Here is a 12,961-nt window from a genome sequence, read left to right as displayed (position 1 = left end):
GGGGGCGGGGGCGGTCAATCCAGCGCCAGTTCGGTGATTTCGCGGCGGAACGGCAGGGCGTCGCCGATGTCGTCCGCGTCAAGCTCTCGGGCGAAGCGGTGCCCGGCATAGGTCGCCCAGGCGATGGGGCCGGGGGCGTTCGCGTCGCCGATCAGCCGGATCGAGCGGATCCCCGCGTCGGCCCACTCGGCCTCGCGCGCCTTCAGCGCGGCGTAGAGCGTATCGTTGCCGGCGCGGGCGGCGACCATGACGACGGCGTCGCAGGGCTGGTTCCGGGTCATGTCGGTGTAGACGCAGTTCGACACCACGTGATCCGCCGCGATCCGCGTGACACCCCGGTTCAGCACGATGTCCACGCCCATCTCCGCCAGCTTGCGGTGGATCGAGGCCTGCTCCAGCGTGTTGTTCGTCCAGTCCGACACGAACGCCGAGGGCGTGATCAGCGTGACGCCGCAGCCCTGCTTGACCAGCAGCTCGGCCAGCACGCCGCCCATGTAGTAATGGTCGTCGTCATAAATCACCACGTGCCCGGCGGGACGCTGGCCCGCCATCAGGTCGTCTGGGGTGAAAAGCGGCATGGCCGCGTCGATCGGCATCGGCACCACGTGCTGGCGCGAGACCCCGTCGCGCCGCCAGGTCGCGCCGGTGGCGATGGCCACGTTCTGAAAGCCGAAATCCAGGATGTCCTCGGCGGTCAGGCGGCTGTCGAAATAGGTTTCGACATTGGTCTTCCGGCCCAGCTGGTAGGCGCGGTAATCGGCGACCCGGCCCCAGGCCGACAGCCCCGGCAACAGCCGCTCGCGGGCGACGCGGCCGCCAAGCTCGGTGCCGGCCCCGGCCAAGTCGACGTCATAGCCGCGCTCGGCCAGGGCGCGGGCGGCCTCCAGCCCGGCGGGGCCGGCGCCTACGATCAGCACGTTTGCGCTGTCGCCCCTGGGGTTCATCCGCTCGGGGTGCCAGCCCTTGCGCCATTCCTCCATGAAGGTCGGGTTCTGGGTGCAGCGGCTGATCGACATGGTCATGTCGCCGGTGATGCAGATGTTGCAGCCGATGCATTCGCGGATGTCCTCGATCCGGCCCTCCTCGATCTTCTTCGGCAGGAACGGGTCGGCGATGGACGGCCGCGCACAGCCGATGAAATCCAGCGTCCCGCTGCGGATCATCCGGGCCATCACGTCGGGCGAGGTGAAGCGGCCGACGCCGACGATCGGCTTGTCGGTCAGCTCGTGTATGCCGCGCACAAGCTGTTCCTGTGCGCCTTCCTCCTTGAACCGCGAGGGGCCCGAGCAATGCTCCCACGTGCCCTGCGCCAGATCCCAGAGGTCGGGCAGGTCTCGGTTCATCTCGATGAACTCGCGCACCTCGGCGTTGGAGAAACCGAGCTCTCCGATGGTCTCGTCAAGGCTGACGCGCAGGGTCAGGGCCATGGTCTCTCCCACCGCCTCGCGCATGTCCTCGATCACCTCGCGGGCAAAGCGGGCGCGGTTTTCCAGACTGCCGCCGTATTCATCCGAGCGCTGGTTGGTCGCCCGCGACAGGAAGTGCTGAAAGATGCCGAAGCCGTGGGCGCCATAGAGACAGATCAGGTCGAACCCGGCCATCTGCGAGCGCTTCGCGGCGGTCACGAACCAGCGGCGCAGGTCGCGGATGTCGCTCTTGTCCAGCGCACGGGCCTGGACGGGGTCGTTGGTGAAGGTGCGGATCGGCAGGGCCGAGGGCGCCAGCGGCACCTTCTTGGGATAAAGGTTCGGCCCGTTGATCCCGGAATAGGCAAGCTGGATGCCGGCCAGCGCGCCGTGCGCCTTCATCTTGTCGGCCATCCTGGCCAGTTGCGGGATGTCCTTGTCCTCCCACAGGCGCAGCTCGATGAAGGGCGTGATTTCCGAGCTGTGGTGCAACTCGCATTGCTCGGTGAAGATCACGCCCCAGCCGCCCTCGGCCTTGGTGCCGCGCATCGCGGCCGCCGCCGACGGGTCCCGGTAGCCGCCGCCGTTGCAATGGGGCACCTGGTAGAACCTGTTCTTTGCCGTCAAGGGGCCGATCTGCATCGGCTCGAATAGGATGTCTTACCGCGGATCACGCACTGTCGGGGCCTTCTCTGCCATGGCGAGGTTCAGCGGCCCGGCCTTCGGGCCGGGCGATTTCATGTGCAAGGTTCACGAGAAAGGGCTTCGGGTAAATTAAGCTTTTTGGAAGTCGGGGTTAGATGCGGCCTAAGCCAGGCCTGCCTCGACGGTCCGCCCCTTTTTCGGTCACACGTCCTCGTATCCGGCAGAGGGACGGACTTTCAGGCCCGGGGTCAGCGCCGGGGTGAGGTTTTCCTTGCAATGGTCGATCAGGGCGCGAACCGACAGGGTGTTCATCGCCCCTCCGGCCAGGGTCAGACCGATGCGCAGGGCGCGGGCCCCGTCCGCCAGCGGAACGAATCGCAGGCGCTTTCCGTCGGCCGCGCGTTCGGACGTGTGGCGGATGTTGGCGATGGAATAGCCGAAGCCATTGGCGACCAGAGAGCGCATGACCTCCATGTCGCGGGTCCGCTCGACGATGTTGGGCTGCACGCCGGCATCCTCGAAGAACGACAGGAAATAGGGCGCCGAATGGGGCAGATCCAGCAGCACCATCGGATAGGGCGCAAGCTCGACGGGCGCCAGCGTCCGACGGTTGGCAAGCTCGTGGCTGTCAGGCAGCAGCGCGTAGGGCGGCAGGTTGAACAGCGGCACGAACTCCAGGTCCGGCGGGATGTCGAGGTCGTAGGTCAGCGCGATGTCGAGGTCGGCATTGCGCAGCCCGTCGAAGATCGCGCCCTGGTCCAGCTCGAACTGGTGAAAGGCCACCTCGGGAAAGCGCGAGGTGAAGCTGCGCCGCAGATGCGGCAGCACGATCTGGGCGAAGGTCAGCAGGCAGCCCACGTTCAGCGGCCCGCGCACCCGGCCGGTGATCTCGTTGGCCAAAGCGTTGAGCTTGTCGGCCTCGGCCAGGACGACCTTCGCCTGCTCCAGAAAGCGCCGGCCCGCCTGGGTCAGCACCAGCCCATGGGCGTGTTTGCGCACGAAGAGCTGGAGGTCGAATTCCTGCTCCATCTGGGTGATCGCGGCCGAGATCGAGGGCGAGGAGACGTTCACCTTTTCCGCCGCCCGCGCGATCGATCCGGCCTCGCCCACGGCCACGAAGTAGCGCAATTGCCGAAGGGTGCAGCGCAAGGGCAGGGCTAATCCTTTCGCCTCAAAGGTTTGGGATTTGCTAAGCTGCGAGGCAGGCTCCGTCAAGCAAAACGGAGGAGCGGGCGGGCAAAAGCGCCCGGTCAGTACTTGATCCAGGTGGTCTTGAGCGCGGAATACTTGTCGAAGGAATGCAGCGACAGGTCGCGGCCGAAGCCCGATTGCTTCATGCCCCCGAAGGGTGTCAGCGCCGAGAGCGCGTCGACCGAGTTGACCGACACCGTGCCCGCCATCAGCCGGTCCGAGACCGACAGCGCCCGCCCGATATCGCGCGTCCAGGCGGAGGCCGCGAGGCCGTAGACACTGTCATTGGCCAAGCGCACCGCCTCGTCCTCGGTCTCGAAGCTCATGATGGCCAGAACCGGGCCGAAGACCTCCTCGCGCGCGATGGGATGCTCGGGCGAGACCTGGTCGAAGATCGTCGGCTGGAACCAGGCGTCCGAGCCCATCAGCGTCACCCGTTCGCCGCCGCAGACCACGCGCGAGGTCCGCTTGCCGCCGGCCACCAGCCGCTCTACCCGGTCGGCGTGGGCGCGGTCCACCAGCGACCCCATGGTCGAGGCGGGATCAAGCGGATCGCCCAGGGTGATCGCCGCGCCGCGGGTGCGCATCAGGTCGATCATCTCGTCCTTGATGTCGGCATGGACCAGCAGGCGCGAATTGGCGGAACAGACCTCGCCCTGGTTGAAGAAGTTGCCGAAGGCGGCCATGTCGGCGGCGGCCTCGAGGTCGGCATCGGGAAAGATCAGGTTCGGGCTCTTGCCGCCGGTTTCCAGCCAGACCTGCTTCATGTTGCTGTCGCCGGCGTAGCGCTGGAACATCTTGCCGACCTCGGTGGAGCCGGTGAAGACGAGGCAATCGACGTCCCCGTGCCGCCCCAGCGCCTGGCCCGCGCCCTCGCCAATGCCCGGCACCACGTTCAGCACCCCGTCCGGCAGGCCCGCGCGGCTTGCCATCTCGGCCAGCATCAGCGCCGAGAGCGGCGATTGCTCGGCCGGTTTCAGCACCACCGAATTGCCGGCCGCAAGCGCCGGGGCCAGCTTCCAGGTCGCCATGTCGAGCGGAAAGTTCCAGGGCACCACCGCGCCCACCACGCCCAGCGGCACCCGCCGGATCAGCGCGAGGTCGCGCCCGCCCGTCGGGGCGACCTCGTCATAGAGCTTGTCGATCGCCTCGGCGTGCCATTGGAAGAAATGCGCCGATCCGGGCGCGTCGATCGTCGAGCTGTCGGTGATCGGCTTGCCCATGTCGAGCGTGTCGAGCAGGGCCAGTTCCGGGATGTTCTCGCGGATCTGGGCGGCGAGCCGCAGCAGCACCTCCTTGCGCGCCCCCGGCGTCTGGCCCGACCAGCGCCCGTCGTCGAAGGCCCGGCGGGCGGCGCGGACGGCGCGGTCGATGTCCTCGGCGCCGCCGCGGGCCACGTCGGTCAGCACCTGCTGGGTGGCGGGGTTCACCGTCTCGAACCTGTCCCCCGAGGCCGCGGGACCGAAGCGGCCGTCGATGTAAAGCTGGTTGCGAAAGCTCAGCGCGGCGGCCCGCGCCGTCCAGTCGTCATGGGTCAGGTCCATGTCTTTCCTCGCTTATTCGTCGCCCGGCACGCCGTAGGACGGGGCCTCTCGCGGGTCGAGGGCGCGTTGCACATAGGCCGCCAGCTGCGGCTTGTAGACCTCCCACGCGGTGGCGATGGCCTCGATCGGGCAGGCCTCGGTCCAGTCGCAACGCAGGTCGGCCACGGGCCAGCTGACCTTGTCGACAATCATCATGCCGGCGGAATGGACCGGCCCGGCCTCGCCCCCCGCCGCAAGGCCCTCCCGCATCGCGGCGATCAGCCGGTCTCCGATATGCCCGGTCGCACCGAGAAAGCCGTCGACGATGGCCTGCGGGACGCTGTCGTTGGCCAGCAGGTTGCCACCCGAGGCCACGTTGTCGGCCTGCGCCTGGGTCCAGATCCCCAGGGCCTTCGGCCCGGAATGGATCGCCGTCCGGCCCATGGCGTCGACGGCCAGCACCTGACGATACTCGATGAACGCCGCCCGCGCCTGGACCTCGGCCATCGCCTCGGGCGCGGAGAGGCCCTGCGCCATGAGGTCGAGCGCGAGCGGGCCCAGCGTCGGGTCGGTGATGTTCTGGCTCGCGACCGCGCCCACGCCCGCCCGGGCATAGGCACAGCGCGCCGCCACGGCCGGCGAGGACGAGGAGATCGCGACCCCGAACATGCCGGTGTCCGCGCAACGGGCGACGAGGGAAAAGGTCATCGGCTCACTCCGGAATGACGGCGGTGGCGTCGATCTCGACCAGCCAGTCGGGCCGTGCCAGCGCCTGCACCACCAGCCCGGTCGAGACCGGGTGCACGCCCTTGATGTAGCTTCCCATGGTCCGGTAGACCGCCTCGCGGTGGCGCACGTCGGTGATGTAGACCACGACCTTGACCAGGTGCTCGATCGAGCCGCCGGCCTCTTCGATCAGCTGGACGATGTTCTGCATGACCTTGTGGGTCTGCTCGACGGGGTCGTGGCTGTCGATGTTTCGCGCGGTGTCCAGATCCTGCGGGCACTGGCCGCGCATCCAGACCGTCTTGCCGCCATGGGTCACTACGGCCTGGCACAGATCGTTGTCCAGCTTCTGTTCGGGGTAGGTGTCGGCGGTGTTGAACTTGCGGATGCGGGTATGGGCCATGCTGGGGCTCTCCGGGTGTGACGCGGCGGCGTCGGGATTGCGGGCGGTGTCGGGGCGGGGCCCCGCGCCTAGGCGACCGTGGCGCGGGCGACCGGCGGGGCTGAATAGCTCAGGTAGGCGTGTTGCTTGGCGATATGGTCCGCCACGTATCTTGCGTCATACCAGACCCCCCAGATGAAAGAGGAGCCGCGCCGTGTCTGCCAGGGCAACCCGAGGAAATAGATCCCCGGTTCGGCCGAGACGCCGCGATGGTGGACGGGGCGTCCCTCGGCATCCCGGGCGCCGGGGGGCAGCCAGCTGTAATCGGCGGAAAAACCGGTGGCCCAGATGATCGTGGTGATCCCGGCCGCGGCGAGGTCCAGCGACAGGATCGGGTCGGTCATGCAGGCCGGATCTGGCAGCAACTGCCGCGCCGCGGGATCTTCGGGCAGATCCAGTCCGTTGCGCGCGACAAAGGCATCGGCCTCGGCCAGCAGCCGCAGAAGGTAGGCGTCACCGTTGCGGATGTTGGTCTGCAGATCGGGGGCAAGGCGCAGGCGGCCGTCCTCGCAGGCCTCGGTGCGGCCCAGCAGGGTCAGGCCGCGATGGGCCAGCCGGCGGAAGTCGATCGTCTCGCCGCCATGGGCGCCGCTGACCGCGATGGTGGTGTGCTCGGCCCCCGGTGCGGCCTCGGCATCCCACTTGTTCAGCACGCCCAGCCACCAGACGAAATCGCGCCCGCGATAGCGGCGGGGCGGGCGGTCGTGCGGTCCGACCGACAGGTAGACCGCGCGCCCCGCCGCCAGCAGCTCGTCGGCGATCTGCACCCCGGACGAGCCCGCGCCGACCACCAGCACGGCGCCCTCGGTCAGCTTCTCCGGCGCCCGGTAGGCGGAGGAATGCATCTGTGCGAGGCCCGTCGTCCCGGGGACCAGCCGCGGGATGACCGGGGTCTGGAAGGGCCCCGTGGCCGCGACGACCGAGCGTGCCGAGATCCGGCCCTCGGAGGTCTCGACCACAAAGCCGGGCCGGCCCTCGACCGGCGTCACCTTCTTGACGTTGACGCCGCAGCGGATCGGGGCGCGGAACGCCTCGGCATAGGCTGCGAAGTAATCCGCGACCTGATCCTTGGCCACGAAATCCTCGGGATCCGCGCCGGGAAACTCCATGCCGGGAAAGCGGTCGTGCCAGGCGGGGCCGTTGGCGACCAGCGAATCCCAGCGCTCCGAGCGCCAGCGCTCCGCGATCCGGTGCCGTTCCAGCACGATATGGTCGATGCCCTCGGCGGTGAGGTGTTCGCTCATGGCGACGCCGGCCTGTCCGGCGCCGACGACCAGCACGTCGGTCTGTTCCGCTGTCATGTCCGGTATGGCCCTCCTGTCGCGGGACCGCCCCTGCGGCCCGATGGCATCGGGGGCAGACTTGACCGCCGTCGGCTTCGGAGGAAAGAACAGACTTCCTGATCATGGATTAGGCTCGGCCTAATGGGTTGCTCCGGGCCGGGCAGGGCCTTGGCGGGGTGCGCGGGCCGGGTGCGCCACCACTTTGTCGGGCCACGGGGGCCTGGTCGGGTGCGGACCGGGCTGCCCCGTTCTCGGCGGGGGGGCCTCAGTTGACCTTGGCGGTTGCGAAGGCGTCGATCAGGGCGTCGAAGGTCAGCATGATCGAGGCATGGCGGTTCTTGTAGTCGCGGGCGGGTTCCAGCACCTCCAGCCCGTCGAACGGTGCCGAGGGGGGCGGGCCGCCGTCCTTGAGCATGGCCAGCAGCTCCTCACGGCCGCGCCGGATCTCGGCCTCGGTCAGCCCGATCACCGCCGCGCCGATCACCGCGGCCGAGGCCTGTCCCAGCGCACAGGCCTTCACGTCCTGGCCATAGTCGGTGATCCGGCCGTCCTCGACCACGATATCGACCGTCACGGTCGAGCCGCAAAGAGGCGAGCGCTTGCGCGCGGTGGCGGTCGGAGTGTCGAGCCGGGCCGTGTGCGGCATGTCGGCCGCCAGCGCCAGGATGCGCTTGGAGTATAGGTTTATCAGGTCGGAGTCAGTGGACATGGCATTGCCTTGGATCGTGTCGGTATCTTAGATAGGCGCCTTCGGCGGCCAAGCAAAGGATAACCCGACATGCCCTTCGATCCCGAAAGCCTCGTCTTCAACGACCAGGGGCTGATTCCGGCCATCGCGCAGGAGGCGGAGACCGGCGAAGTGCTGATGATGGCCTGGATGAACGCCGAGGCCGTGGCGCGGACCCTGCAAGAAGGCCGCGTGGTCTATTGGTCGCGCTCCCGGCAGGCGTTCTGGCGCAAGGGCGACACCTCGGGCCACGTGCAGACGCTGGTAGAGATGCGGGTCGATTGCGACCGTGACTGCCTGTTGCTGCAGGTGCGCCAGACCGGGGCGGCCTGCCACACCGGGCGGCGCAATTGCTTCTACACCGCCCTGCGCGACGGCGAAGAGGTGGAGATCGCGGGCCCCATGTGACGTGAGCGCAGGGGCCGGGGCCCCGGACGCGACAGGCTCGGGCGTCAGGCGAAGAGGCCGGCGAGATGGCGCAAGGCGGCGGCGGGATCCTCGGTCGACCAGATCTCGTCGGCGATGCCGAAGAAATCGGTATAGGGGGCCAGCGCCCGGATCGTGGCCTCGTCAAGCGCACCTTCGGCGACGCAGGGCACCTCGATCATCTCGGACCACCACTGGAAGAGCTCCGGCTCCGCCCGGCTGCCGTCGCCCAGGGCGGTCAGCCCGGCCGGGCCGAAGCTGATGTAATCGGCGCCCGCCTCGCCGGCGGTCATCCCGGCGTGGCGCGAATTGCCGCAGAAGGTCCCCACGATGGCATCGTCGCCCAGGGCCTTGCGCATGCTGCGCACCGAGCGGGAACTGTCCATCAGGTGCACGCCGTCGAGGCCCAGACGCTCGGCCAGCAGGGCATGGGACTGGATCACCAGCGCCACGTCCCGGGCATGGGTCACCTCGCGCAGGGCATCGGCTGCGCGGGCGATGCGGTCCTCGTCGTGGCTGGCCAGCGCCAGGCGCACGCAGGCCACCGGCGTGGCATCGAGGCAGGCGGCAAGCCTGTCGGGAAAGCTCGACAATTCGAACTCGGGCGGGGAGATCAGGTAGATCTGGGGCTGCTCTGGGGCGTCGGCATCTGTCATCGGGCGTATCCGTCGTTTCGCGCCGACCTAGCAGGGAAATCCGGGCTTGGCTACTTCGGCGGAAGGCTTCGCACGAAGGCCAGCGCCATGGCCAGAAGATCGGCGCGGATCCGGTCGTCGGCCAGCGCCTCGGGCGTGACCTCGACAAAGCCGGGCATCCGGCGCCCGGTGCGCTGCATCGGGCTGACGCCGGCGATCTCCAGCGCGGCCGCCTCGGCCTGTTTGCCCACGCGCACCATGCCGTGGTCGGCGCTGGCCAGGCAGGTCATGTGGCCGCCCACCATGAAGCACAGCCCGCCGAACATCTTCTTTTCCGCGACATCGCCGAGCTCAGACAGGTCGCTGCGCAGCAATTCGGCCAGCCCCTCGTCATATGCCATCGCGGCTGTCTCCTTGTGCCCCGGATGCGGGCAGCGTATCACGCCGCGGCTTGTTCGTAAGAGGCGTGCGCCATGACTGCTGACATCATCCCGCCGGCCTTCGTGCTGATCCGCCCGCAGATGGGCGAGAACATCGGCGCGGCGGCGCGGGCCATGTGGAATTTTGGCCTGGACCGGATGCGGCTGGTCGCGCCGCGCGACGGCTGGCCGAATCCGTCCGCGATCGCCATGGCCAGCGGGGCGGGCCGGCTGCTGGACGCGGCGCAAGCCTTCGACGGCGTCGGCGCGGCGATCGCCGATTGCACCCATGTCTATGCCACCACCGCCCGCCCGCGCGAGCTGACCAAGCCGGTGATGACCCCCGAGGCCGCGATGCGCGACGCCGCCCGCCGTGCGGCCGTGGGCGAGCGGGTGGCGGTGATGTTCGGCCCCGAACGGGCCGGGATGGAAAACGCCGACGTGGCGCTCGCCTCGACCATCGTGTCGGTGCCGGTGAACCCGGAGTTCCCCTCGCTCAACCTCGCGCAATGCGTCCTGCTGATGGGCTATGAGTGGCGCCGGGCCACCACCGAGACGGCGCCTGTCCGGCTGGAGGGGCAGCGCACGGAGCTCGCCGACCGGGTCGAGATCGAGCGGCTCGGCGACCATTACGAGCAGCGGCTGGAGGAGGCCGGGTTCTTCTATCCCGACCACAAGGCCGAAGGGATGCGGCTGAACCTGCGCAACCTCTGGGCGCGGCAGGCCCTGACCCGCGCCGAGGTGCAGATGCTGCACGGGATCATGCGCCAGATGGTGCGCTGGAAAGAGCGCGGTTAGGTCGCGCCGGACCCCGCCTTGCCGCCGGGCGAGGCTCGGCATAGCTTGCGCGGCAAGACGAGAAGGATCATCGCATGGCCAAGACTCCACGGGCAATCTTCGAAGAGGTCCAGACCGGCGAGCGCCAGAAGGCCGCCGCGACGGGCAGCATCGACAAGGCCGGGCAGGGCGCCCGGGGCGCGGTGCGGTTGTGGCTGATCGTCCTCTTCGTTCTGGTCGCGGTGATGATCGCCGTGGGGGGCATGACGCGGCTGACGGATTCGGGGCTCTCGATCACCGAATGGGCACCGGTGACGGGCGCTGTGCCGCCCCTGACCGAGGCCGACTGGCAGGCGGAATTCGCCAAGTATCAGGAAATCCCCGAATATATCGAACAGAACGCGGGCATGACCCTGGCCGAGTTCAAGTCGATCTATTGGTGGGAATGGGGCCACCGTCAATTCGGTCGGGTGATCGGACTGGTCTGGGCGCTGGGGTTCGCCGGCTTTCTGGTGACGCGCAAGATGCCACGCGGCTGGACCGGGCGGCTGCTGCTGCTGGGCGCGCTCGGCGGGCTGCAGGGCGCCATCGGCTGGTGGATGGTCTCCTCGGGGCTGCGGGACGGGATGCTTGACGTGGCGTCCTACCGGCTGGCCACGCACCTCGGATTGGCGTTCGCCATCCTGGGGTTGATCGCCTGGTTCACCTTCCGGCTCGGCCGGCGCGAATCCGATCTGCTGCAGGCTCGGCGCGGGGGCGAAGCGCGGCTTTTCGCGGGGGCGACCGGGCTGATGCACCTGGCGTTCCTGCAGATCCTGCTGGGTGCGCTGGTGGCCGGCATCGACGCGGGCCGCGCCTTTCCGACCTGGCCGCTGATGGGCAGCGGCTTTCTGCCGCCCGATCCGTTCCAGCTGGAGCCGCTGTGGCGCAATTTCTTCGAGGATGCGGGGCTGGTGCAATTCATCCACAGGATGAGCGGCTATGTTCTGGCCGTGCTGGGGATCGTGGTCTGGCTGCGCACCAGACGCTCGCCCAACGCGGCGACCCGGCTGGCCTTCAACGCGATGCTGGCGATGCTGGCCCTGCAGATCGCCCTGGGTATCGTCACGGTGCTCTACTCGGCGCCCTGGCAGGTCGCCATCCTGCACCAGATCGGCGCCGTAGCGCTCTGGGTGCTGATCCTGCGCGGCCGCTTCCTGGCGCGCTATCCACGGCTGCAATCGGTAAGAGGGGCCTCCCGATGACCACCTATGACGCGCTCATGAGCTATCAACGCGAAACCGAGGCGCTGGCCCAGGTCGCCGGCCGGCTGGGCTGGGACCAGGAGACGATGATGCCGCGCGGCGCAGGTCCGCAGCGGGCCGAGGAGATGGCGGCGATGGAGGGCGTGCTGCATGCCCGCCGCATCGCGCCCGAGGTCGGCGAGTGGCTCGCCGCGATCGACGAGGCCGCGCTCGACGACGTGGGCCGCGCCCAGGTGCGCCACATTCGCCGCAGCCACGAGCGGGCGGTGAAGGTGCCGGCGCGGCTTTCGGCCGAGATCGCGCGGGTGACATCAAGGTCTCAGGGGATCTGGGCCGAGGCCCGGGCCGAGAACGACTTCGCGGCCTTCGCGCCGGTCCTGGCCGAGGTCGTGGCGCTGAAGCGCGAGGAGGGTGCCGCGCTGGCGGCCGAGGGCGACGTCTACGACGCCATGCTGCAGGATTACGAGCCGGGGATGACCGGGGCCGCGCTGGACGACCTATTCGGCGCGTTGCGGCCGCGCCTTGTGGCGCTGCGCGAGGCGGTGCTGGGCAAACCCGAGCCGGCGGGCGTCTCGGGCAGTTTCGACGAGGCGCTGCAGATGAAGCTGTCGCGGCGGATCGCGCAGGTCTTCGGCTACGACATGAAGCGCGGGCGGGTCGACAAGGCGGTGCACCCGTTCTCCTCCGGCGCGGGGCTGGATGTGCGGATCACGACGCGGACCTCGGCGGAGGATCCGTTCAACTGCCTCTACTCGACGATCCACGAGGTCGGGCACGCCTCCTACGAGCAGGGAATCGACCCGGCCTACCTGCTGACCCCGCTGGGCAGCGGCGTCTCGATGGGCGTGCACGAAAGCCAGAGCCGGATCTACGAAAACCAGCTCGGCCGGAGCCGCGCCTTCACCGGATGGCTCTTCGACGAGATGCGCGGTGTTTTCGGCGACATCGGGCTTACGGACGCGGAGGCGTTCTACGCGGCGGTCAACCGTGTGCAGAAGGGCTATATCCGCACCGAATCCGATGAGGTGCAATACAACCTGCATATCCTGCTCCGCACGGATCTGGAACGGGCGCTTCTGGGGCGTGAATTCGAGGTCGAGCACCTGGAGGAGGCCTGGAACACCCGCTTTCTGGCCGACTTCGGCTACGCGGTCGACAAGGCGTCGAACGGTGTGCTGCAGGATGTGCACTGGTCCCTGGGCCTATTCGGCTACTTTCCGACCTATACGTTGGGCAATGTCTATGCCGGCTGCCTCGCCGCGGCCATGCGCAGGGCGGTGCCGGATGTAGATGCGGCCCTTTCGAGGGGGGACACCGGCCCCGCGACCCATTGGTTGCGCCAGTCCCTGCAGAGTCACGGCGGCCTGCGTGAACCGCGGGACACGATCGCCGAAGCCTGCGGGACGGCGCCGTCCGAAGGGCCGCTGCTGGACTACCTCGATGAAAAGTTCGGTGCGCTCTATGATCTGTGAGCGACCAGATTATTCGCGAATAATCTGTCCGAATATTCGCGAATA

Annotated in this window: 13 protein-coding genes; 4 read left to right on the top strand and 9 right to left on the bottom strand. The window is 68.6% G+C overall.

Annotated features, from left to right (window positions below; genetic code table 11):
• Positions 1 to 14: 14 nt before the first annotated feature.
• The 7 genes from ROA7023_RS00710 to ROA7023_RS00680 form a co-directional block, all read right to left on the bottom strand.
• A complete protein-coding gene (locus ROA7023_RS00710; RefSeq protein ID WP_085877083.1) occupies positions 15 to 2,048 on the bottom strand; it encodes an oxidoreductase in 2,034 nt (677 codons plus the stop codon).
• 204 nt (positions 2,049 to 2,252) lie between these two features.
• A complete protein-coding gene (locus ROA7023_RS00705) occupies positions 2,253 to 3,200 on the bottom strand; it encodes a LysR family transcriptional regulator (RefSeq protein WP_306372464.1) in 948 nt (315 codons plus the stop codon).
• Between the two features lie 101 nt (positions 3,201 to 3,301).
• Positions 3,302 to 4,786: an aldehyde dehydrogenase gene (locus tag ROA7023_RS00700; RefSeq protein WP_085877082.1), complete on the bottom strand. Its 1,485-nt coding sequence runs from the start codon at positions 4,784 to 4,786 to the stop codon at positions 3,302 to 3,304.
• Between the two features lie 12 nt (positions 4,787 to 4,798).
• Positions 4,799 to 5,473 carry a DUF1028 domain-containing protein gene (locus tag ROA7023_RS00695; protein WP_085877081.1) on the bottom strand — a complete coding sequence of 225 codons (675 nt, stop codon included), beginning with the start codon at positions 5,471 to 5,473 and terminating at the stop codon, positions 4,799 to 4,801.
• A 4-nt stretch (positions 5,474 to 5,477) separates the two neighbouring features.
• Positions 5,478 to 5,894 carry a RidA family protein gene (locus ROA7023_RS00690; RefSeq protein ID WP_085877080.1) on the bottom strand — a complete coding sequence of 139 codons (417 nt, stop codon included), beginning with the start codon at positions 5,892 to 5,894 and terminating at the stop codon, positions 5,478 to 5,480.
• A 68-nt stretch (positions 5,895 to 5,962) separates the two neighbouring features.
• Entirely contained in the window at positions 5,963 to 7,234 is a 1,272-nt protein-coding gene (locus ROA7023_RS00685) for a flavin-containing monooxygenase (protein ID WP_085877079.1), read from the bottom strand.
• 247 nt (positions 7,235 to 7,481) lie between these two features.
• Positions 7,482 to 7,925 (bottom strand): iron-sulfur cluster assembly scaffold protein, encoded by a 444-nt coding sequence (locus ROA7023_RS00680; protein ID WP_085877078.1) that lies wholly within the window; start codon positions 7,923 to 7,925, stop codon positions 7,482 to 7,484.
• Positions 7,926 to 7,994: 69 nt separating this feature from the next.
• Here ROA7023_RS00680 and hisI point away from each other — a divergent pair, with 69 nt between their 5' ends.
• Positions 7,995 to 8,351, top strand: a complete 357-nt coding sequence (gene hisI / locus ROA7023_RS00675; RefSeq protein ID WP_085877077.1) for a phosphoribosyl-AMP cyclohydrolase — start codon at positions 7,995 to 7,997, stop codon at positions 8,349 to 8,351.
• Positions 8,352 to 8,395: 44 nt separating this feature from the next.
• Here the strand turns inward: hisI and ROA7023_RS00670 are convergent, their stop codons facing one another.
• Both ROA7023_RS00670 and ROA7023_RS00665 read right to left on the bottom strand, forming a co-directional pair.
• Complete coding sequence (locus tag ROA7023_RS00670) at positions 8,396 to 9,025, bottom strand: thiamine phosphate synthase (protein ID WP_085877076.1); 630 nt, start codon at positions 9,023 to 9,025, stop codon at positions 8,396 to 8,398.
• 50 nt (positions 9,026 to 9,075) lie between these two features.
• Positions 9,076 to 9,405 (bottom strand): TfoX/Sxy family protein, encoded by a 330-nt coding sequence (locus ROA7023_RS00665; protein ID WP_085877075.1) that lies wholly within the window; start codon positions 9,403 to 9,405, stop codon positions 9,076 to 9,078.
• Between the two features lie 72 nt (positions 9,406 to 9,477).
• On the opposite strand from ROA7023_RS00665, the gene ROA7023_RS00660 reads away from it, so the two are divergent.
• From ROA7023_RS00660 to ROA7023_RS00650, 3 genes are all read left to right on the top strand, one after another.
• Positions 9,478 to 10,221 carry an RNA methyltransferase gene (locus ROA7023_RS00660; protein ID WP_085877074.1) on the top strand — a complete coding sequence of 248 codons (744 nt, stop codon included), beginning with the start codon at positions 9,478 to 9,480 and terminating at the stop codon, positions 10,219 to 10,221.
• Positions 10,222 to 10,295: 74 nt separating this feature from the next.
• A complete protein-coding gene (gene ctaA / locus ROA7023_RS00655; RefSeq protein ID WP_085877073.1) occupies positions 10,296 to 11,444 on the top strand; it encodes a heme A synthase in 1,149 nt (382 codons plus the stop codon).
• Positions 11,441 to 12,916 (top strand): carboxypeptidase M32, encoded by a 1,476-nt coding sequence (locus tag ROA7023_RS00650; RefSeq protein WP_085877072.1) that lies wholly within the window; start codon positions 11,441 to 11,443, stop codon positions 12,914 to 12,916. The genes ctaA and ROA7023_RS00650 overlap by 4 nt, the downstream gene beginning before the upstream one ends.
• Positions 12,917 to 12,961: the final 45 nt, after the last annotated feature.

The organism is Roseisalinus antarcticus (genome assembly GCF_900172355.1).
Taxonomy (GTDB): domain Bacteria; phylum Pseudomonadota; class Alphaproteobacteria; order Rhodobacterales; family Rhodobacteraceae; genus Oceanicola; species Oceanicola antarcticus_A.
The sequence above is the reverse complement of the archived record's forward strand: the minus strand, read 5'-3'. Positions and strand labels throughout refer to the sequence as shown.